Below are 20235 nucleotides of genomic sequence, written 5' to 3' on the forward strand. Positions count from 1 at the left end.
AATATCATCATAACGTGAGTGAGGACATACCATGAAAAAGTGGATGAAAATTTCGATCTGGGTGGTTTCCATTTTTGTCATTGCTGTGTTTGGGTATGCGATGTATTTATACCAATCCGTGAAGTCTACAGCTGATCAGATTTACGAGCCGCGTGATCCAGCGCAGCCTGTCTCTATTTCGGACAATAGAGGCGGGCTGCCAGTAGATATCAATAGCAAGGAGCCATTCAATGCTCTTATTCTGGGAGTGGATGAACGTCCGAACGATCCGGGGCGCTCGGATACAATGATCGTATTAAGTGTGAATCCTGGAAAAAAACAAGTGCTCATGTTTAATATTCCGAGGGATACACGAACCGAGATTGTTGGCCACAGCACAGAAGACAAAATCAATCATGCGTATGCCTTCGGCGGTGTAGACATGTCGGTGAGAACCGTAGAACAATTTCTGGATGCCCCCATTCATTATTATATGAAAGTGGACATGGAAGGTTTTGCGAAAATCATTGATCTGGTCGGGGGTGTAGATGTAAATAATCCATTTGCATTTGATTATGAGGGTCATCGTTATGAGCAGGGGAATATTCATTTGGATGGTGTGGCTGCCTTGGGTTTTTCGAGGATGCGGTATGATGACCCCCAAGGAGACTTGGGGCGTAATGGACGGCAACGTGAGGTTTTGAAGCAAATGATGAAAAATACGATGCAATTCTCCAGTGTACTCAATCTTCAAAATATGCTGGATGAGTTGGGTACACATGTCAGAACAGACCTGACTTTTGATGAGATGAAGGAACTTATTCTTGATTATCGCAGTGATCTCGAAAATGTGGACACAGTGGAAATCAAGGGTAAAGGCGAAAAGATCAACGGAATCTACTATTATATTGTGGAACAGCAGGAGCGAGATCGCATTCACGGGATAATTGAAGAGAATTTAAAGAATTAAGAATCTTCGATGGGCAACGAAAGTGGTGATGACAATAATTGTGGAGGAGGGCTCCAGAAAAAGGAGACACGGTCGCAAACGAAGAGTGTACGGTTTTATTCTGTCCCTGCTGTTGATCGCAGCCTGGGTTTTGGTGATCTGGTCCATGTCCAACCAATCGTATCAGCAGCAGACCATCCAGCCTTGGCTGCATCAATGGTCCGAAAAAGTCAAAATCGGATTTGTATTGCCAGATGTGCAATTCACTTACGGAGAGCATGATTATTCTTTGAGACAGAGACCTTATGACTTCGCCGAGTTTATATTTCGCAAGAGTGCGCACTTATTTGTGTATGCAGTGCTGGCCGTGCTTGTCTTCGGCGGACTGCGGTACAGGAAAATGCATATGCTGACCTGTATCGCTGCTTCCCTGATTGTTGTAGCGATTATTGCCTCTATTGATGAGTATATCCAGCAGTTCAGCCCTAACCGGACAAGTTCGATACGTGACATCGGAGTGGATCTGATTGGTGGCTTCTGCGGAATTACAATTTATGTGGCGATGAAGACCATGATCCGGAAACGAAGATCTCGCAGGCATTCGTCAACTCCAAACAAGTGATTTCCCAGGAAATGCTCTGTGCCAACCAGCTTCTACTTTCCTGCTATCCATCATAAGAATGGAGTAGGACAGGAGGGGTGGACATGCTGCGAAGACGCAATCGCAATGCTTTGTTCAAAAAGATCGGGTTCATCGCACTTGTGCTGCTGCTGTTATGGCTTATAGCCAAAACTATTCCATATCTTTTTCGTGCGGATGCTCCGGATGAAGCTGCTTCGGTGGTTGAAGAGTTTTACCATTATGAGCAGGCGGGAGATTTCGGCAGTTCATGGGAACTGTTTCACCCACTGATGAAGGAACGTTTCTCCAAAAGTGCCTATTTGCAGTCCAGAGCACATATTTTTATGCAGCATTTTGGCGTGGAAACATTTGAGTTCGAGATGGAAAAACCGGAGCGGGAATTTGATGTCACGGTGATTGACGGCGTAGAGCCATTTGCCGAGGCTTACAAAATCGGAATAATCATGAAGTACAGAAGCACCTTCGGTCAATTGGATCTTGTACAGACCTGCTATGTGGTGAAGGATGGGGAGGACTGGACATTGCTCTGGTATTACCCTGGAAAGGGTGGGGAGCAGCACTCCGGTGAAAGCCATAAATGATCTTTGAGGCGGGTAGGCGGATGATATTGATCGATACTTTGCATCATTTTGTATCATTTTCCCGAAGAAAAGCTCTATAAATGCGAGACTTTTGTCGCATTTATAGAGCTTTTTTTGCGTTTCGGCCCTATTTAAAGGGCGATGGGCTTGACAATAGTCCTGGGGTCAAGTAAATTACGAGGTAGATACAAAATGTATCAAAATTCAGCTTCTAACGACAAATAACAGGGACGACATCGCTCCTTGTTGAGGGGAAGGAATTTCAGTGATCGAAACGAGCCGCTTTTACTGTGTCAGTTGTGGGATGATTGTGTCGGTTGGTAGAGGCTCTGTCGAATCAAAGGAAGAGGGCTATGGAGGCAATCACGTATTTCGCACCGGATTTTATCGGAGTGAAATGCCGCTTGGATGCTGTGGAGCGTGTCAGATCCATACAAAGCGCAAGGAGAACACCCAGTTTACGGGACAATATACTAAAGATTATGATACACTATGTTCATATGAGAAACGGGCATGATTTATTAGCCTGTCGATGAGGGAGGGAATTGCATGCAGCAGGAGCCGGTCGTCCGACTTCAGGGCGTCAGTAAAATCATATCTTCCCGATCGTTGGTCAGCGACCTGACTCTGGATATTTCTCCGGGGCAGGTTTTTGGTTTTTTAGGGCCTAATGGTGCCGGGAAAACAACAACGATCCGGATGATGGTTGGACTTATGTCCATTAGTAAGGGAGATATTTTCATCTCGGGACATAGTATCAAAAATGAATTTGAGCAGGCGGTGGCCCAGGTAGGTGCCATTGTAGAGAATCCGGAAATGTACAAATTTCTCACCGGATATCAGAACCTCGTCCATTTTGCCCGTATGTCGCCAGGGATTACCAAGGAACGCATTGCGGAAACCATTGAGCGTGTGGGGCTTACCGCCCGTATTCATGATAAGGTGAAAACCTATTCTCTGGGCATGCGTCAGCGTCTTGGTGTCGCCCAAGCCATATTACATAAGCCGAAGTTGCTTGTGCTGGATGAGCCAACCAACGGCCTTGATCCGCAAGGGATTCGGGAACTACGGGATTATCTTCGTCAGCTCACCCAAGAAGAAGGCATCACGGTCTTTGTGTCCAGTCACCTGCTGTCCGAGATGGAACTCATGTGTGATACGGTCGCCATTATCCAAAATGGTAAGCTGATTGACGTGAGAAACCTCAAAGCTGAAGCTGGAGCGGATGCACTCGCGGAAGTGGCCTTTGAGGTGAATGATACACAGCGTGCTTCAGAACTTATTCAGGATGCGACTGTTCAAGGCAACATGCTTGTGGTGCGCCTTTCGCGTGACCAGATTCCGGATTTCAATGCCAGACTGGTAAGCGAAGGCATTCAGGTATACGGGATCCGTAACGTAACGCACACACTCGAAGACCAATTTTTACAAGTGACTGGGGGCGGAGGTATTGCCTAACTTTGGTAATCTTTTATTGAATGAAAATATGAAAATATTCCGGCGGCCCCGCACGTGGATCATGCTTTCATTTTTGGCGTTAATCTCGCTGTTGTTTCCGGTGCTGCTGAGAGAAGGCATGGCAGCCGGTGACGTTTACTTCTGGGAAGCAGCTATCACTACGGTTCAGATCGTGTTCTTCCTGAATACCATCTTCTGTGTTGTCATTGCAGCTGAAGCGGTAGCAGGGGAATTCACATGGGGGACCATCAAGCTGCTGCTCATTCGTCCATGGTCACGAAGCAAGATTTTGGCCTCAAAATACGTGACTGTCATTGCGTTCAGTCTGCTCAGTACGATTCTGATCCTGTTGCTCGCAACGGGCATGTCCTATCTGCTATTCTCCCATGATGGATCTGTGAGCGGGAGCGGCAGCTCGGCGTCATATGCGTTTGAGTTATGGGCATATCTGTATGTCGATCTGTTTATTACGCTGGCTATTGCTTTTATGGTTTCTTCCGTGTTTCGTTCGGGGGCACTGGCGATTGGTCTGTCACTGTTTATCATGTTCACCCAGAGTATATTCGCCTTGATTTTCAATCCGGATCGGTATGAATGGGCCAAGTATGTCCTGTTTAATAACATGGATCTCAGCCGGTATATGAGTTCAGGAATGGACTTTGGATTGCTCGGCGGGGGTAACGCGGGAATGACCCTTGGTTTCTCCGTTGCTGTACTGGCGGTTTATTATGTCATCTTTATGGTCATTTCATGGGTGGTTTTCAATAAAAGAGATGTGGCAGGCTAACCGCCTGCTGCTTTTTTTTTGCCCATTTCACTCACTGAGAAAAGGAGACCTCACGATAACAGACTCCAATTGTGGCAATACTTGCGTTTAAGGGTACATATAATCAAGTGACCGTCAAAGGGTGCACCAGATTATCGCCGCAATACTGGGAGCGCAGCGTATGGAGGGATCAATTTCTTGATAAACAATAAGTTTTACCGAATTTGCACAGCCATTATTTTGCTGCTGCTCATTGTCTATTTGGGAGATAAAGTGAATTTTATTTTCCGCCCGTTAACATCACTAATACATATCATCATTATTCCGCTACTGATCGCGGGCTTTTTCTATTATTTACTTCGGCCGCTCGTTGACTACATGGAACGACATCGGATGAAGAGGGCTCTGTCCGTTCTCATTATTTATGTCGTGATTGCCCTGCTGATTGCCGGATTCAGTGTGCTCGTATGGCCCTCACTCCGGGAACAACTATGGAACTTTATTGAAAATACACCGGTTTTGATGTCCTCACTTAGTGCTCAGCTAAACGAACTGGAGAGAAGCGGCTTCCTGTCCAAATATCTGCCCGAAGATTCGGATATCGTTTCACGATTCTCTGACTTCCTGACACAGGGAATTGCGCAGGTAACGGATTATCTATCGGGGCTGTTCTCGGTTGTATCCAATCTGGTCATCATTTTGGCGACATTTCCGATTATGCTGTATTACATGCTGAAGGAAGGCAGCAAGTTTGGCACCAATCTAACCCTGCTTCTGCCGAGAGGTTACCGGAAGGACGGGGAAGAGACCGTTCATGAAATAGATGAAGCGCTGAGCAATTTTATTGTAGGGCGAGTGATTGTCAATGTCGCGCTGGGAATCCTGATGTACATCGGTTTTCTTATCCTCGGATTGCCTTATGCGCTATTGCTGACGGTCGTATCCATCATATTAAATTTCATTCCTTATGTCGGTGCGATCCTGGCAGCCATACCAATTGTTATTGTAGCCTTTATTGAATCTCCATCCATGGCGATCTGGTCGCTGGTCATTATCGTGGTGGCGCAGCAGATTCAGGATAATCTGATATCTCCTTATGTCTATGGCAAGCAGCTGGATATCCATCCGCTGACAACCGTCATTTTATTGCTGGTAGGTGCTGACCTTGGCAATATCCTCGGCATGATCATTGTGATTCCGTTGTATATGATTATCAAGATCATTTTCCGCAAGATTCAGAATCGAATTGTGGAGGATAGAGCAGAGAATACGTGAAGATGAGCATATCTTTTTTGATGAAATACCAAAAGAGCACTTCCGCGAGGGAAGTGCTCTTTTATATTCCAATACGGCATTAACGTGTGATTAACTGTATCGCTTATGAACTCTTTTCGGATTCGTCATCCGTATACTCAGACATAACGAGCGGCTCTTTAGGTACAACTGCCACTTTATAGAACCGGTTTTTGTCTTTTTCCAGAAGAACAAAGGTCAGGTTCTCGAACTCATACTCATCCTGCTCGTTCATCTCCGGACGGTGGCTGTAGAGCCATCCACCAATCGTATCCCATTCATCGGCATCGAGGTTCGACATAAACATGTCGTTAACCTTGGACAGGGATACCTTACCATCCATAATGACATAGTTTTCGTTGATGACCTGGATGTCTTCCACTTCGTCCGCATCGAACTCGTCGCGGATCTCGCCGACAATCTGTTCAAGCACATCTTCAATCGTCACAATACCTGATGTTCCGCCGTATTCATCGACCAGCACGGCGATATGAACGCCATCCTTTTGCATTTTCTTGAGCAGATCCTTAACCGGAGTCGTTTCATGAACAGCAGATACGGGCTGGATCAGTGAAGAAAGATCAACAGGTTCATCGTTTCCGTAAAGCTCAAGGAAGAATTGTTTGGTATTGATGATACCGATAATATCGTCTTTGCTCTCGTTCACAACCGGGAAACGGGTGTACTGCTCTTCACGAATGATCTCCAGGTTTTCCTCGTTCGTTCTATTCACATAAAGGCAGACCATATCGGTCCGGGGTACCATGATTTCTTTGGCTAACATTTCATCAAAAGCAAAAATCCGGCTTACATAACCGAACTCAGCTTGGTTGATTTTACCACTTTCAAAGCTTTCATTAATAATGATCTGCAACTCTTCTTCGGAGTGTGCATCTTCATGTTCAGAGGCAGGTTTGATTCCGAACAGTTTCACCAGTTGGTTCGCTGAGCCGTTCAACAGCCAGATAAAAGGATACATAATTCGGTTAAACCAGATGATAGGTGTAGACGTCAGCAGTGCAACAGTCTCGGCTTTCCGGATTGCAATCGTTTTTGGAGCGAGTTCACCAACCACAACATGCAGATACGTGATGGAAGCAAACGCGATAACAAACGATAAGAACGAAGAAACCGCCTCAGGCATTTTCAAGCTTTCAAACACAGGGTGGAGAATCTTCTCTACCGTTGGTTCACCCAGCCAGCCCAGTCCCAGAGATGTGATCGTGATTCCAAGCTGGCAGGCAGACAAATAGCCATCCAGATTGGCAACGGCCTGTTTAACAGCCAGCGCACGCTTGTTCCCTTCTGCAATCATTTGGTCGATCCGGCTCGGACGAACCCGTACCAGAGCGAACTCCACTGCAACAAAAAACGCCGAAAGTCCTATCAAAAACGCAACCATTACTAAATTTATCGCATACCTCTCACTTTCCATTCACTGCTCTTCTCCTTTAGGTAATAAGTTTTTAACGAATATTATATCGAATTTAACGCCAGAAGACCACCTCCTGCGGAGCAAAAGAGGAAGACTATGGAAGGTGAAATGCTCTAAATGGCGGTGTGATGCGGTTTCTCAGACTTGATGGAGAATATGTAGATGCAAACACAGTCAGAATAGACAGCCATTTCAGCATAGCAGGCGGGCAGTAAACCCTAAGATTAGTTTGCGTATGTAAAGTTTTATCTATACGGACGTTACGAATAGGTCCAACATTGGGTATCTATGATTAGCTATATGCTTTATCGTCAAAACTGATGAAGTGAGAGAGAAAGGCAAGATTGTCATCGAGGGGGAAGCCGGGATGTTTTGGCTGGTCATTATTTTACTCGTTTTTATTTTCCAGGCAGCCACCATTATCATATTGGAGTTCAGAAATCCGTCCAAAGCGGTGGCCTGGCTGTTTATTTTGTTTTGTGTGCCTCCGATTGGTTTTATCGTGTATTACTTCGTGGCACAGGATTTCAACAAACGAAAAAAAGTACGCAAAGCCGGATCGAGAATTTTCAGGGAGATTAAGGAAACGATATGGGAGCAGGCTCATATTGTGAAGGAAGCAGCCGAAATGCCTGACAATCGCTTTATGCACCAGCAGCGGTTGTTTAATCTGCTGTCCCATCTGTCGGAGAGCCCTATCACGGGCTGCAACAGAAGCAAAGTGTTAACGAACGGGAAAGAGGCCTTCCCGGCCATGTTAAGGGAAATGGAGAAGGCGAAGCATCATCTGCATGTGGAGTTTTACATTTTTCGTGATGATGCAATCAGTACCAAGTTTCAGGAAGTGATGATTCGCAAGGCACGTGAAGGTGTAAGAGTCCGGTTTATCTGTGACGGTCTTGGCAGCCACAAAATGAGCCTGGGTTTTATCCGCAAGCTTCAGGATGCCGGGGTGGAATTCCATTATTTCCTTCCTCCGCTGATTGCCACCATTGATCGCAGGGTCAATTACCGGAATCATCGGAAAATTATCGTCGTGGATGGAAGGGTTGGATTTGTGGGTGGCATTAATGTCGGGGATGATTACCTCGGAAAATACCAGAAAATGGGGTTCTGGCGGGATACGCATATGCAGCTGGAAGGTGACGCCGTTTATTTCCTGCAAAACACATTTCTTAACGACTGGAAGCTTGCTTCCGGTGAGCAGATTACCGAAAAACAGCTGAAAGAACTATTTCCGCCTCATATATGCAGCGGGGACGAAAAAATTCAGATTCTGGCCAGTGGACCTGACCAGGAGTGGGATGCGATTCAGGAAATGTGTTTTGGAGCCATCTCGGTAGCCTGTGAACGCATTTATATTACGAGTCCTTATTTCATTCCGGATCCTGCCCTGTATGAAGCGCTCAAGACTGCTGCTGTAAGCGGGGTGGATGTAAAGATCATTATTCCCTATCAGTCTGATTCACGGCTTGTGCATCTGGCCTCCCTCTCGTACGTGGAGGAATTGCTCCGTGCAGGGGTGGAGTTTTATCAGTATCGAAAAGGATTTGTACATGCCAAAGTCATGATTGTGGATGAGCTGCTTGCCACCGTGGGGACAGCCAACATGGATATGCGCAGTTTTTTCTGCAACTTTGAACTTACAGCCGTTCTGTTTGAGTCCTCCTCCATGGATCGTTTGATAGCGGATTTTGAAAAGGATTTGAAGGTGTCCAGCAAGATCGACCTTAAGGCATTTCAGGGACGTTCACGAGGACAAAAGGGGGCAGAAATCCTTTCTCGCATGCTTTCTCCGCTGCTTTAGCCGTTTTACGTTCGATTTCTGAAGATAAATTCACTTTTTTTGAATTTATCTTCTTTTTGCTAACTATTTTGCTCAAATTTGATCTTTTATGATATAATAAATATATAAATCATGTCTTGGCGAAGGAGGGGAGTCTGCGGGAAACAGGCTCCCTTTTGCTCTCTTTTCGAAGTGTAAACCGGAATTAAGACATATTTGAATCCATTTCATATTGCCTTTAGTTACTTATAAGAAGGGTACTTATAGAGTTAAGCGAGATCGTTTTCTACTATATGTAGGTTCCCCTTTCAGTATTTAAATGCTTTATGAAATTGATTCACATATCAATCAAACGGGGGGGATACCATGTCCAATGTAACGGTTAAAGAAATAACATCGAAGCCGGATCGGAATGTAAAAAGCTCGGTATTTACGCTTAAGCTCCTGCAACGTATTGTGATGATTCTGATCGGTGCTGCACTGATGGCTGTTTCACTTGAAATATTTCTCGTGCCCAATGGCGTAATTGATGGAGGAATCACGGGGATCTCGATTATGGTGTCAGAGCTTACGCATCTGCCGCTGGGGATTTTCCTGACTCTGCTCAACTTGCCTTTTCTGATTCTCGGCTATAAACAAATTGGTAAAACATTTGCGTTATCCACGCTGCTCGGGATCGTGGTGATGTCCATCGGGACCTCATTATTGCACCGTGTGCCGGCATTGACACCGGGTGAACCACTGCTCGGAGCGGTATTTGGCGGATTGATTCTGGGTGTGGGTGTCGGGCTCGTTATCCGGTCTGGCGGATCGTTGGACGGTACGGAGATTGTAGCCATTTTGCTGAGTGAGAAATCTCCGCTGTCGGTAGGACAGATTGTTCTGTTTATTAACGTCTTTATTTTCGCAGGTGCCGGATTTGTATTCGGTTGGCCGAATGCCCTGTATTCCATGATTGCCTATTACATCGCCATGAAGATGATTGATATCGTTAATGAAGGACTGGATCAGTCCAAATCGGTATGGATTATCAGCGAGAAGTATCGCGATATCGGTTCAGCGCTGACAGACCGTCTCGGTCGTGGCGTTACTTTCCTGGATGGAGAGGGCGGATTCAGCGGGGATGAGAAGAAGATCATCTTTGTCGTTATCACTCGTCTGGAAGAAGCGAAGCTGAAGTCCATCGTCGAAGATTGGGACCCGCAAGCGTTTGTGGCAATCGGTAACATTCATGACGTCAAGGGCGGACGTTTCAAGAAAAAAGGTATCCATTAGCGAGTCTTACTCGATGTAACATGCATATAATAAAAAAAATGGCCGGCACCCTTGGTTTGAGGGTTGCCGGCTATTTCCTTTTCAGATGCTGAGTGATCAGCTCAACAGGCTGGGGCTCAACGGATGCAATGAGATCGCCTACCTGCTGCAACCGCTCCACAATATTCATCAAATGATAGTCTTTGACCGAGACGTTGTTTCGGACTTCTTCCCAAGTGAGCGGAGTGGATACGGTACCCCCGGGTTTTGCACGTGGCGTATACGGAGCTGCCAGGGTTTTGCCGCCATAATGCTGCAGATAGTCAAAATAAATCCGGTCCCCGCGATCCTTTTTGAGTCGCTCCAAGGTGAACAGATCAGGATGCTTCTGGGTAACATACTTGCCAACAAAATGACCAATATCCCGCAGTTCATCGAAAGTAACACCCTGACGGATCGGAACGATGATCTGTATACCTGTTGCCCCAGAGGTTTTGGGTACAGATCTCAATCCCAGGGAAGTCAGCGTTTCTCCAACAATCAAGGCGGCCTGCATAATGCGGGGTTCCTCTTCAAGTGAAGGGTCCAGATCAATCATCCATTCGCATGGCAGATGGCTCCCCACGGCATGCAGAGAGGGATGAAACTCTAGGGCAGCAAGATTGCCAAGCCACAGCAACTCCGGCAGGCGATCCATCACGACATAGCGGATGCCTTCGTGCATCTCGGTACGCACAAAATCCGGAATCGGTTCGGGTACATTTTTCTGATAAAAAAATTCACCGCCTGCGCCATGCGGATAACGAATAGTGGTTAGAAGCCGATTTCTTGTGTACGTAAGCAAAAAGGGTGCGATGGCCGCAAGCTTTTGCAAGTAGATGGCTTTGGTTACCCCTGCCTCAGGCCACAGCAGCTTGTCCGGATTGGTTACGGTAAGCTCCGTGCCTTCTATAGTAATGGTGCCTTTTATCGTACGGGCCATATAAACACCTCCTCTATACAACATGAACGGTTATATAAATTCACACTTCGATAACGAGTTGACTGGCAAGACAATCATCACGTGAGACCTCTGCGAATGTTTGTATACTCGGGTGGCGCAGGGTCCGATGCTGAGTCAGTTCCATGTACTGCACCTTGACGCCGATTCGGGGCTCTATCCACGTAGTCTCTGCACTTCGCTCGGGCACATTGTAAAAGGGTCTTTCCTTTTGAATCAGAGGTTCAACTTCTTCTGTAAGTTTACGCCAGGTGGCGGAGTTCAGCTTGCCAGTGCCCACATGACCAATATAGACAAAATGCGGTCCATCATATACGCCAACGGCAATGGCATTAACGATGCCGCTCCGGTAGGTGACCCCGCCAATCATGGCGTAGAGATCATGCATGATTTTGACTTTCTGCCAGCGCTGATCCTTGCCGTTGATAGCATAGGTGCTTGTAAGATCTTTGCAGACAATACCTTCCATCTGGTGCTGCCTCATAACCGTGAGCAAAGAGGAGGCATCGGAGGTGTTGGTCACTTCCTGTACGTGTGAGCCCGTGTTAAGCACCTGGTGCAGGAGGCGCTGGCGCTCTGCAAGCGGCTGGTCGGTGACCCATGTTCCATCACAGAACAAAATATCAAAAACCATATACGTCACCGGAATCTGATGCACGGCTTGGGCAATTCCGTCAGGTCTACTCATGCGGTCCCGGCGCAGTACATGGTAAAAGGAAGGTTTCCCCGTTTCCGGGTCTAGCGCAATAATTTCGCCATCCAGGATATAAGAGGGAACGCTGCACAGGTTTCGTGCGGAAACCAGCTCGGGATATTGGACAGTTCGATCATGCAGTCTGCGATTTATCAATTTGAGTTCATTGCCATCCTCGTAAGCAAGCATGCGAACGCCATCCCATTTCACCTGAGCAATCCAGTTGGGTCCGATTGGAATGTTGTCCCGGGATATAGGCTCAAACGGGGTCAAAGGTGTGAACATGTGCAGGCTCCTTTCTGTCTAATCTGCTGCGAGCTGTGGATATTTATATTTTGGATAAACGTGATTTGAATTGATGTACCAGAATGAGCAGTACAGGGAGTGCGATGCCGCAGGTAAGATCCCAATCAATCCAATAGGGAATAATCACCTTGAGATAGAAAATTTGATTTGGAGAAACCAGAATGGACATGGCCAGAATTAGAAGAGCTGACGGCAGGATAAGTGAACGGTAGCTGGATAGGCTGAACAGATGTGTAATTCCTAAGACAAAACTGTAGAAGAACAGAATGCTTTTGAAAAAAACAGCGATAATCCACACGGATGCCATGAAGGCTTCAATCCGCTGCAGAAAGTTGCCTATATTAATCTTTTCCGACAGTTGAAATGAAGCGAACCAATGATGCTGTGTCATAAAGGGCCCCATCACGAGAAGACAAATGGTCAGCGTCAGTGTTAGCATCAGACCGCCAATAAGTCCTGCCAGAAGGATATCCTTCTCCAGGTGTGGCTCCTGCTTGGCGTAAGGAAACAGCATCATGAAAATACATAACTCACAGTACGGATAAGTAAGTACTGCAATGAAGCCCCGGAATGGATCAAGGAAGCCTTGGGCAAGAACAGGCTGGATATTTTCCAGTTTGAGATGAGGAAGAAGACACACCGTCAATATAAGCAGAAACAATACAACTAATGGGAGAAAAACCTCGGCACTTCTGGCTATACACTCCAGACCGCATATAAGTCCCCATACCAGAGGGCAGACAAAGAGCAGATGTACAATCCACAGTGGTGTATCGTGTAAGATCTGGGTGGACATGAAATCGCCGATTTCCCTGACGAATGTGGATGTACTGATCAGAAAATAAAACAAATAAAAACAGCTGAACAAACCCCCGATCCAAGGTCCTAATGTTCGAAGTGCATTCTCAACCAAATTCAGCCGGGGATGAAGTTTGTAGGCTGCCAGCATGATGGACAGAATCCCGATTCCCCCAGCGACGCCCAGCAACGCAGATATCCAGGCATCTTCGTGCGCGAACGAAGTGATCATGGCTGGAAATACGAGAATCTGTTCACCAATTGTACAGAGGAACAGTAAGGCGCCAAGCTGCCTTACCGTCAAACGTCCCTTTTCAACCATTTGGATTCTCCTTCGTTTGTCGAGCTGGATATTAGGTTAGGATGCGCCAATTTCACCAAATATATAATAAAAAAGCCCGGACATTGGCAATCTCATAGAAAAGAGCTGCACACTGTCCGAGCTGTCTCGGTATAACATGGGATTTATGAATTTATAAGAAAGTCATCAAATAACAGGTTTATCCGGCTGTGATCAAGCGAACACGTATATTTTGCGGGTCGGTGGTAAACCAGCTGCCATCATGTTCTTCAAGAGCGGCACCTTGCTGCCGCAATTGTTCCAGAGCTTGCTGCAATGGTTCCTGTCCGGCGTATACGATGGTAAAATAGTCGATCCCTGTGGCACGGTCCGGATTCACCGGCGCGCCTGTCCCAGCCCAGATATTCAGGCCAATGTGGTGGTGATACCCGCCGGCGGAAACAAATAGAGCTGACATACCAGCGAAATTGCCTACGACATCAAAACCGAGCACACCTGTATAGAAGCGGCGGGATTCTTCCAGGCTGCGTACATGAAAGTGTACGTGACCGATAACGGTTCCAGCAGGCAGGCCATTCCAAGGCTCATTCTCGGAGAGGTCAAACAAACTCTGCACATCCACCGGATCGCTTGACATGATGTAGTTATTGTCTGCATCCCGTCTCCAGGTATCACGCGGACGGTCTGCATAAATTTCAATTCCGTTCTGGTCCGGATCAGAAATATAGAATGCCTCACTCACCAGATGATCGCCCTGACCAATCTCAATGCCGGAGGCAGCGAGGTTGCGAAGGGCAAGACCAAGTGACTTGCGGTCAGGCAGCAGAATGGCGAAATGATACAATCCGGCGTGTGAACGAACAGGCAGAGTCACCGCATCGGTTAGCTCTTCAAGACGCACCAGGGACTGTTTGCCGTCAGCAGTCATCGTTGCCACCCCTTCGTGACGTTCCAATACTTGGAGTCCGACCACTTCCGTGTAAAATTGAATGGATCGCTCCAGGTTGCTGATTTTCAGGCTTACTTCGCCCAAATGGGTGGTGCTGGGGATTTGATATGGGGTAGTCATAAGAGTATCCTCCTAATAAATAAATGGTTTTATTCATCTCATCTAAATGACAATGAAGGTATGGTAACGTTAATGAATTCTGAATCATAAAGGCTAAACTTTATAATTATAAATAAGTTACTTTTCATAAGTTAATATAAAATATAAATTATCTTTCGTCAATTGATTTTTCAGATTGGAAAGAGGAGTCACTGTTTTGGTAATGGAAGTCTGAACAACAAAAATCCGGCTGCCAGAGCCGGACGGATCGTGCTGAACTCGATTATATTTTTCGTTATGTTTTGGATTTGGACGCGGCTCTTTTCTTTTTGGGGGGAGCTTCTGTGTCCCCTCCGACAACAGCTTGAACGGTCTTTTTGGGAGCGCGTTTTTTGGGTTTGGCTGTCGTTGTTCCAGGGTCAGCCGGAATGGGCTTGACAGCCTCGATACTGGCCTGCAGTGCAGCCATGAGATCCATGACATTTGCTTCCGGTTTGGCCGGTGCAATCTTGATTTCTTCACCTGCAACTTTGTGATTAATAAGTTCCAGCAGTTTTTCACGGTAGTCGTCTGTATATTTGCCGGGTTCAAAAGGCGTAGACAGCTGGTCAATCAGCAGTTTCGCCATCGTCAGCTCTTTATCATTGACATTTTGGGCTTCGGGCAGGTTTGGCACCTGGGAAACGGGACGAATTTCATCCGGATAGAAAATCGTTTCCATGGAAAGACAATCCTCTAGCACGCGAATTGCAGCCAGGCTGCTTTTCGAACGAATGGAAACCTTGGCTATGCCAATTTTTCCGGTATCGCGCATGGCGGTCATTAGCAGCTGATAGGCGTTTCCGCCGGCCTGGTCCGGGGACAGATAATATGTTTTCTGAAAATAGATCGGATCGATCTCGGTCAAGTCCACGAAATCCAGAATGGTGATGGTTTTGCTGGCCGAATCATTCAGTGCCTCCAGCTCGTCTTTCTCGAAGAGTACAAATTTTCCTTTTTCGTATTCATAACCTTTGGTGATTTCTTCCCATTTCACATCCACTTCACAGGAAGGACATTGTCGTACATAAGCGAGCGGACTGCCGCAGACTTTATGGATGTATCGCATGGAGATGTCTTTGTCTTCGGTAGCCGAGAACATTTTGACAGGGACATGCACGAGACCGAAGCTGATTGCACCTTTCCAGACCGTATGCATGGGTCGGCTCCTTTCCGGGGTACCTTTTTATTAGTAGTATGGGCATCTCGGTGCCGGGATAATCGTCATCAGTACGAATTCGTATGGTTCAGGCTGACTGGGGGATGATAACAGAAACATGCTTGAAAAGCAGAGGGTTTTTAAGCATGTGAAGCAGGAAGTGAACGAAATGAACAAGCCGGGAGGTGCCGAAATGAAGAACAGAAGGGATGAAGAAGAAGCACACAAGCATGCCTTTTCTCCATATCCCATTGCCGGGGCTGAGGATTCCGAAGCGTTCCATACGCCAGCTAGTGCGGTGAACTGGGAAGCGGTGACTTCTGAAAAGCTGCCACTTGACCGGGAATCATTCATGCTCGACATCGATCGGATGGTCAATGAAGGGCTAGGTGGAGGTCAGGTTACCGAGGATAACGGCTTTATTGGTGAGAGTACGACTGACACGATGATTCGTGAACCACATGATGATCCGGAAGGAGAGTATGAATAAGATGATGGATGTGAAACGCGCCAAGGCAATCTACGATTCGAAAGATACCATTGCCGTGACACTTGAAGGGGATCCGGTCTGGATCGAACATGTGGATGAGGCCAACGGAATGGCAACCGTTCAGGTGGGCAGCAATCCCGGTAATACACAGACGGTTCGTGTGGATCGCCTGGAGGAGTAGAGAGTAAACGACAGGAAGAAGGATGTTCAGGTAAAGCCGGTGCCGTCAGGTGCCGGTTTATTTGTCTTTGGGTCTGGCCGGTCTCGCTTTCGCTTCCAATCCCCGGTGTTGCGGGGGAAGAAAGGGACCGATATAATAAGGTTCAAAGTGAACTCAGGCGGCTGGACCGCCAAAGGTGGGGCGTATATTGAATCAGAAGCATGAGCAGTGGGTGTATCACTCCCATGGCATTGCAGATACAGAAGCGCTCGCGTCCGCACTTGCCGAACAGGCAACCGCCGGAATGGTAATTGCACTGGACGGTGATTTGGGCGCGGGCAAAACGGCATTTTCACAAAAGTTTGCCTGGCATTTGGGTATACGTGAAGTGGTGAACAGCCCGACGTTTACGCTAATCAAGGAATATGAAGGGCGTTTGCCTTTATATCACATGGATGTGTACCGTATTTCACTGGAAGAAGCGGACGAGCTTGGACTGGATGAATACTTCTATGGTGCCGGAGTCAGTCTGGTGGAGTGGGCCAGTATCATTCCCGAGCTGCTGCCTGAAGAGCATCTGCATGTACAGATAGAAACGACCGGTCCGGAGGATCGCACGATTACGCTGGATGGATACGGTGAGACTTATGCCGCCATATGCCGGCAGTTCAGACAGAATGGAGTCAAATGATGATGGAAGATTTACAAAAAAAGCCGCGTCAGCGGTTTTTGGCGTTGGATACGTCCACCGCGGTGATGGCTGCCTCGGTGATGGAAGATCACGCGCTGCTGGAGGAGCGTAATGAACGTGCCGAACGGAATCACTCCGTGCACGTCGTGCCTGTAATGGAACAGCTGCTGGCAGCCAGCGGCACAGAGCCAGGCAGGCTGGACGGCATTGCCGTCGGCATTGGCCCAGGCTCATACACGGGCATCCGCATTGCGGTGACCGCGGCGAAAACGCTCGCCTGGGCATGGGACATCCCCGTTGCCGGGGTGTCCAGCCTGCAGGCAATGGCCTGGGGCGGCTGGCACCGCGGCCTCGCGGCCAAGGCCGAAGCTGCGGCAGAGGATGCCGCAGCAGGGGCTGGCGGAACGCCATCCGCGGACCAGGGCGGCACAGGTGCCGCCCCTGTCCACTGGATCGTTCCGCTCGTGGATGCACGGCGCGGTCAAGCCTACACCGCGCTGTTTGCCTCCGCCGGGAGCGATGCGCCCCGGCGGCTGGCGCCTGATGCCATCCGCCTGGTGGACGGATGGCTGGAAGCCCTCGCCGCCCGCATGGCGGAGGCGGCGCCGGAAGAGCGGCCCGCTGCCGTCTGGATTGTCGGCGAGACGGGCCCGCATGCGGCAGCAGCGGCTGAGCTCCGCTGCCCCGCAGGAACGGCGCTCCAGCTCGTTCCCTATGAGCTGGAAGGCCGCTGGATCGGGCGCCTCGGCGCCGAAGCGCTGCTTGCAGGGCAGCGCGATGACGTACATGCGCTGGTGCCGAATTACACCCAGCTGGCTGAAGCGGAAGCCAATCTACTGCGCAAAGGCTGAAGAAAGGGTGGCGAGCCGGATGGACGGTATGGAAGCGTACGGGCAGAATGCAGCGCTTCAGTTCAGACTCATGACATTGAATGATATCCCTGATGTTATGATTATTGAATATGAGGCTTTTACAATGCCCTGGACGGAAGAAGCATTTCGAAACGAATTGACGAATAATCATTTTGCCAAATATATGGTCATGGAACTGGACGGTACGGCCATTGGATATGCCGGAATGTGGACCATTATGGATGAGGCCCACATTACAAACATTGCTGTCAGACAGGCTTACCGTGGGCGCAAGCTAGGCGAAAAGCTTTTGGATGAGCTCATGAAGACAGCGGCATATCTTGGCATGGAGCGAATGACGCTGGAAGTCAGGGTGTCAAACCTTGTTGCCCAGCGTTTGTATGAGAAAAAAGGGTTTGAATCGGCAGGTCTTCGCAAAGGCTATTACTCCGACAATCAGGAGGATGCGATGATTATGTGGGCGAATTTGCCGCCTGCTGGCCGGAGCGGCGAAGAGGAAGGAAGCGTAACGGATTCATGAATGAACTGAGTGATAAACAACAATCAGCTCCATCCTATATTTTGGCGGTGGAGACCAGCTGTGATGAAACATCGGTTGCCGTGGTCAAGGATGGAAAAGAAGTGCTGTCCAACCTGATCTCCAGCCAGATTGAGACACATAAGGCATTTGGCGGAGTTGTGCCTGAGGTCGCTTCACGCAAGCATGTCGAAGTAATCACCCTGATGATGGAGCAAGCCATTGACCAATCCGGCATCCGCCCCAGAGATTTGAGTGCAATTGCGGTGACCCAAGGACCGGGACTGGTTGGTGCATTGCTGGTCGGTATCGTTGCAGCCAAAACGCTTGCCATGGCCTTGGGCAAACCGCTTATTGGCACACATCATATTGCCGGCCATATTTATGCCAACCGGCTTACGCATGAGCTGCAGTACCCTGCGATGGCACTTGTTGTGTCTGGCGGGCATACGGAGCTTGTGCATATGGAATCTGAAGGCAAGTTCAAACTGATCGGCCGCACACGGGATGACGCTGTAGGTGAGGCCTATGACAAGGTAGCACGAGCACTGGGGTGCCCATATCCAGGCGGCCCTCATGTGGACCGGATGGCGTCCGAAGCAGAGCAGGTTGTGCCATTACCTCGGGTATGGCTGGAAGCCGGTTCATATGATTTTAGTCTCAGTGGTTTGAAATCGGCTGTGCTGAATGCACTCAATCAGGCCAAAATGCGCGGAGAAACACTGGAGCCATCGGCCGTTGCACGCGGGTTCCAGGAAGCTGTCGTGGAGGTTCTGGTGGAGAAAGCAGTAAGAGCCGTTCGTGAATATGGATCACGCCAATTGCTGCTGTGCGGAGGTGTAGCGGCTAACCGCGGCTTGCGCTCTGCATTGCAGGAGCGTTGTGCCAAGGAGGGACTCGAATTGTTGATTCCGCCGATGGAGTATTGTACGGACAACGCAGCGATGATCGGAGCTGCCGCATATCTGAAATGGCAGCGGGGCGAAATATCGGAATTTGATGCCAAGGCAGATCCGGGATTATCCTTGGAGGCCTGGTCTGTCCAGTCCGTGTAGACAAGCATTTGAATTAAAGAGTTGACAGCCGATATGTGAAGAATGTATATTAGTTACAAATTTAAACAGGATATTGAAGTCCTGAATTAAAACGCAATGAACAGGAACAGTAGGGTACATCCGGGTCATAGAGAGCTGCGGGGTGGTGCAACGCAGTCGAAGGAAACCTGAAACTCGCCTGGAAGCGGAATGATGGAACACGGTAACTCTCTGGAGATTCCGAAGTACATCGTTACGGGTCGCCTCCGTGATTGGGCCATTGTAGGGTGAATAATCTGCATTTTGGATATGAGCTCTGCAATGACTAAGGGGACTTTTAGTCATCCTTGGGGAATAGAACCGTATGGACGCATACCGGAATCTGCCTCAGGTGAATGGAAAAGTCAACAAGAGTGGTACCGCGAAGGTTATAGCCTGTCGTCTCTTGCAATATTGCGAGAGAGGGCAGGCTTTTTTGATTGGAAAAATGGTTTTTACATACGATAAATGTAATGAACGGGAGCAGTAGAACGATGAAGCGCTCAGAGAGCTGCGGGGTGGTGCGACGCAGTGGCTGATATCGTTTGAATCTCGCCCGGGAACGGAGCTGTGGAAGCAGAAGTCCTGTGTACACGGCAACGGCTGACCTCCGTTATAGGGTGTTTCTCCAGAACAATCCTTTACACGCTTCAAACAGCGTACTAATGGTGAGACTGGAGACGACGAGGTGGATGATTCACGGCGCAGGCCGGGATCGTCAAGCAAGAGTGGTACCGCGGAGGGGAAATAACCCGCCGTCTCTTAGATGAGATGGCGGGTTATTTGTGTTTGCTGCCGGCAGCAGGGTGGGCAATGGGATTCCAATAATCATGGTTTGAAAAAAAATGAGTCCGGCGTGCAAGTCGACGTGCACATCGGCATGGAATGCGAATGAATAAACATAGAAAACGGGAAGCGAACGCCTCGTTCCGATCCCCAAATC

At 48.3% G+C, this 20235-nt stretch carries 20 protein-coding genes and 2 other annotated features; of the genes, 14 read left to right on the forward strand and 6 right to left on the reverse strand.

The genetic code is table 11. The annotated features are described in order from the left end of the window. The first annotated feature begins 31 nt into the window (after window positions 1-31). The 6 genes from AAIH57_RS11300 (at window position 32) to AAIH57_RS11325 (ending at window position 5651) form a co-directional block, all read left to right on the forward strand. The gene (locus tag AAIH57_RS11300) at window positions 32-949 is read left to right on the forward strand and encodes an LCP family protein (protein WP_175398191.1); all 918 of its coding nucleotides are present in this window, start codon (window positions 32-34) and stop codon (window positions 947-949) included. A gap of 28 nt (window positions 950-977) precedes the next feature. Continuing rightward, window positions 978-1550, forward strand: a complete 573-nt coding sequence (locus AAIH57_RS11305; protein ID WP_246311071.1) for a VanZ family protein — start codon at window positions 978-980, stop codon at window positions 1548-1550. An 83-nt stretch (window positions 1551-1633) separates the two neighbouring features. Beyond that, entirely contained in the window at window positions 1634-2152 is a 519-nt protein-coding gene (locus AAIH57_RS11310) for a hypothetical protein (RefSeq protein ID WP_430021682.1), read from the forward strand. A gap of 549 nt (window positions 2153-2701) precedes the next feature. After that, entirely contained in the window at window positions 2702-3610 is a 909-nt protein-coding gene (locus AAIH57_RS11315; RefSeq protein ID WP_430021683.1) for an ABC transporter ATP-binding protein, read from the forward strand. After that, on the forward strand, window positions 3603-4397 hold the full coding sequence (locus AAIH57_RS11320; RefSeq protein ID WP_430021684.1) for an ABC transporter permease: 795 nt from the start codon (window positions 3603-3605) through the stop codon (window positions 4395-4397). The genes AAIH57_RS11315 and AAIH57_RS11320 overlap by 8 nt, the downstream gene beginning before the upstream one ends. A 177-nt stretch (window positions 4398-4574) precedes the next feature. After that, window positions 4575-5651, forward strand: a complete 1077-nt coding sequence (locus AAIH57_RS11325; RefSeq protein WP_175398196.1) for an AI-2E family transporter — start codon at window positions 4575-4577, stop codon at window positions 5649-5651. A 103-nt stretch (window positions 5652-5754) separates the two neighbouring features. Here the strand turns inward: AAIH57_RS11325 and AAIH57_RS11330 are convergent, their stop codons facing one another. After that, window positions 5755-7104: a hemolysin family protein gene (locus AAIH57_RS11330; RefSeq protein ID WP_175398197.1), complete on the reverse strand. Its 1350-nt coding sequence runs from the start codon at window positions 7102-7104 to the stop codon at window positions 5755-5757. 367 nt (window positions 7105-7471) lie between these two features. Between AAIH57_RS11330 and cls the strand changes: the two genes are divergently transcribed. Both cls and AAIH57_RS11340 read left to right on the forward strand, forming a co-directional pair. After that, on the forward strand, window positions 7472-8911 hold the full coding sequence (cls, locus tag AAIH57_RS11335) for a cardiolipin synthase (protein WP_430021685.1): 1440 nt from the start codon (window positions 7472-7474) through the stop codon (window positions 8909-8911). 345 nt (window positions 8912-9256) lie between these two features. Next, window positions 9257-10165, forward strand: coding sequence for a YitT family protein (locus AAIH57_RS11340; RefSeq protein ID WP_347382332.1), 909 nt, complete (start codon window positions 9257-9259; stop codon window positions 10163-10165). Window positions 10166-10235: 70 nt separating this feature from the next. On the opposite strand, the gene ligD is transcribed toward AAIH57_RS11340, so the two are convergent. The 5 genes from ligD to AAIH57_RS11365 form a co-directional block, all read right to left on the reverse strand. Then, window positions 10236-11126 (reverse strand): non-homologous end-joining DNA ligase, encoded by an 891-nt coding sequence (ligD, locus tag AAIH57_RS11345; RefSeq protein ID WP_430021686.1) that lies wholly within the window; start codon window positions 11124-11126, stop codon window positions 10236-10238. Between the two features lie 40 nt (window positions 11127-11166). After that, window positions 11167-12123 (reverse strand): RNA ligase family protein, encoded by a 957-nt coding sequence (locus AAIH57_RS11350; protein WP_430021687.1) that lies wholly within the window; start codon window positions 12121-12123, stop codon window positions 11167-11169. 43 nt (window positions 12124-12166) lie between these two features. Beyond that, window positions 12167-13264, reverse strand: a complete 1098-nt coding sequence (locus AAIH57_RS11355; protein ID WP_430021688.1) for a GerAB/ArcD/ProY family transporter — start codon at window positions 13262-13264, stop codon at window positions 12167-12169. Between the two features lie 178 nt (window positions 13265-13442). Beyond that, entirely contained in the window at window positions 13443-14312 is an 870-nt protein-coding gene (locus AAIH57_RS11360) for a VOC family protein (protein WP_175398202.1), read from the reverse strand. A 274-nt stretch (window positions 14313-14586) separates the two neighbouring features. Further along, window positions 14587-15489: a Ku protein gene (locus AAIH57_RS11365; RefSeq protein WP_175398203.1), complete on the reverse strand. Its 903-nt coding sequence runs from the start codon at window positions 15487-15489 to the stop codon at window positions 14587-14589. A 193-nt stretch (window positions 15490-15682) separates the two neighbouring features. On the opposite strand from AAIH57_RS11365, the gene AAIH57_RS11370 reads away from it, so the two are divergent. From AAIH57_RS11370 to tsaD, 6 genes are all read left to right on the forward strand, one after another. Beyond that, window positions 15683-15979, forward strand: a complete 297-nt coding sequence (locus tag AAIH57_RS11370) for a hypothetical protein (protein ID WP_217506571.1) — start codon at window positions 15683-15685, stop codon at window positions 15977-15979. 4 nt (window positions 15980-15983) lie between these two features. Beyond that, complete coding sequence (locus AAIH57_RS11375; protein WP_127538296.1) at window positions 15984-16160, forward strand: H-type small acid-soluble spore protein; 177 nt, start codon at window positions 15984-15986, stop codon at window positions 16158-16160. A gap of 187 nt (window positions 16161-16347) precedes the next feature. Beyond that, window positions 16348-16830, forward strand: coding sequence for a tRNA (adenosine(37)-N6)-threonylcarbamoyltransferase complex ATPase subunit type 1 TsaE (gene tsaE / locus AAIH57_RS11380; protein ID WP_175398204.1), 483 nt, complete (start codon window positions 16348-16350; stop codon window positions 16828-16830). A 2-nt stretch (window positions 16831-16832) separates the two neighbouring features. After that, window positions 16833-17681, forward strand: coding sequence for a tRNA (adenosine(37)-N6)-threonylcarbamoyltransferase complex dimerization subunit type 1 TsaB (tsaB, locus tag AAIH57_RS11385; RefSeq protein ID WP_430022125.1), 849 nt, complete (start codon window positions 16833-16835; stop codon window positions 17679-17681). A 28-nt stretch (window positions 17682-17709) separates the two neighbouring features. After that, entirely contained in the window at window positions 17710-18222 is a 513-nt protein-coding gene (gene rimI / locus AAIH57_RS11390) for a ribosomal protein S18-alanine N-acetyltransferase (protein ID WP_376768991.1), read from the forward strand. Continuing rightward, window positions 18219-19274 (forward strand): tRNA (adenosine(37)-N6)-threonylcarbamoyltransferase complex transferase subunit TsaD, encoded by a 1056-nt coding sequence (tsaD, locus tag AAIH57_RS11395; protein ID WP_175398422.1) that lies wholly within the window; start codon window positions 18219-18221, stop codon window positions 19272-19274. Before rimI ends, tsaD begins: the two co-directional genes overlap by 4 nt. An 87-nt stretch (window positions 19275-19361) precedes the next feature. Further along, window positions 19362-19702, forward strand: a binding site (T-box leader). Between the two features lie 54 nt (window positions 19703-19756). Continuing rightward, window positions 19757-20058, forward strand: a binding site (T-box leader). Window positions 20059-20235: the final 177 nt, after the last annotated feature.

It is taken from the genome of Paenibacillus sp. MABNR03, assembly GCF_050455445.1.
GTDB lineage: Bacteria > Bacillota > Bacilli > Paenibacillales > Paenibacillaceae > Paenibacillus > Paenibacillus xylanilyticus.

Excerpts from the sequence above, each read along its gene's own strand:
- AAIH57_RS11300 (WP_175398191.1), top strand. The coding sequence starts at position 32 with ATGAAAAAGTGGATGAAAATTTCGATCTGGGTGGTTTCCATTTTTGTC.
- AAIH57_RS11305 (WP_246311071.1), top strand. The coding sequence starts at position 978 with ATGACAATAATTGTGGAGGAGGGCTCCAGAAAAAGGAGACACGGTCGC.
- AAIH57_RS11310 (WP_430021682.1), top strand. The coding sequence starts at position 1,634 with ATGCTGCGAAGACGCAATCGCAATGCTTTGTTCAAAAAGATCGGGTTC.
- AAIH57_RS11315 (WP_430021683.1), top strand. The coding sequence starts at position 2,702 with ATGCAGCAGGAGCCGGTCGTCCGACTTCAGGGCGTCAGTAAAATCATA.
- AAIH57_RS11330 (WP_175398197.1), bottom strand. The coding sequence starts at position 7,104 with ATGGAAAGTGAGAGGTATGCGATAAATTTAGTAATGGTTGCGTTTTTG.
- cls (WP_430021685.1), top strand. The coding sequence starts at position 7,472 with ATGTTTTGGCTGGTCATTATTTTACTCGTTTTTATTTTCCAGGCAGCC.
- AAIH57_RS11340 (WP_347382332.1), top strand. The coding sequence starts at position 9,257 with ATGTCCAATGTAACGGTTAAAGAAATAACATCGAAGCCGGATCGGAAT.
- ligD (WP_430021686.1), bottom strand. The coding sequence starts at position 11,126 with ATGGCCCGTACGATAAAAGGCACCATTACTATAGAAGGCACGGAGCTT.
- AAIH57_RS11350 (WP_430021687.1), bottom strand. The coding sequence starts at position 12,123 with ATGTTCACACCTTTGACCCCGTTTGAGCCTATATCCCGGGACAACATT.
- AAIH57_RS11355 (WP_430021688.1), bottom strand. The coding sequence starts at position 13,264 with ATGGTTGAAAAGGGACGTTTGACGGTAAGGCAGCTTGGCGCCTTACTG.
- AAIH57_RS11360 (WP_175398202.1), bottom strand. The coding sequence starts at position 14,312 with ATGACTACCCCATATCAAATCCCCAGCACCACCCATTTGGGCGAAGTA.
- AAIH57_RS11365 (WP_175398203.1), bottom strand. The coding sequence starts at position 15,489 with ATGCATACGGTCTGGAAAGGTGCAATCAGCTTCGGTCTCGTGCATGTC.
- AAIH57_RS11370 (WP_217506571.1), top strand. The coding sequence starts at position 15,683 with ATGAAGAACAGAAGGGATGAAGAAGAAGCACACAAGCATGCCTTTTCT.
- AAIH57_RS11375 (WP_127538296.1), top strand. The coding sequence starts at position 15,984 with ATGGATGTGAAACGCGCCAAGGCAATCTACGATTCGAAAGATACCATT.
- tsaB (WP_430022125.1), top strand. The coding sequence starts at position 16,833 with ATGGAAGATTTACAAAAAAAGCCGCGTCAGCGGTTTTTGGCGTTGGAT.
- rimI (WP_376768991.1), top strand. The coding sequence starts at position 17,710 with ATGGAAGCGTACGGGCAGAATGCAGCGCTTCAGTTCAGACTCATGACA.
- tsaD (WP_175398422.1), top strand. The coding sequence starts at position 18,219 with ATGAATGAACTGAGTGATAAACAACAATCAGCTCCATCCTATATTTTG.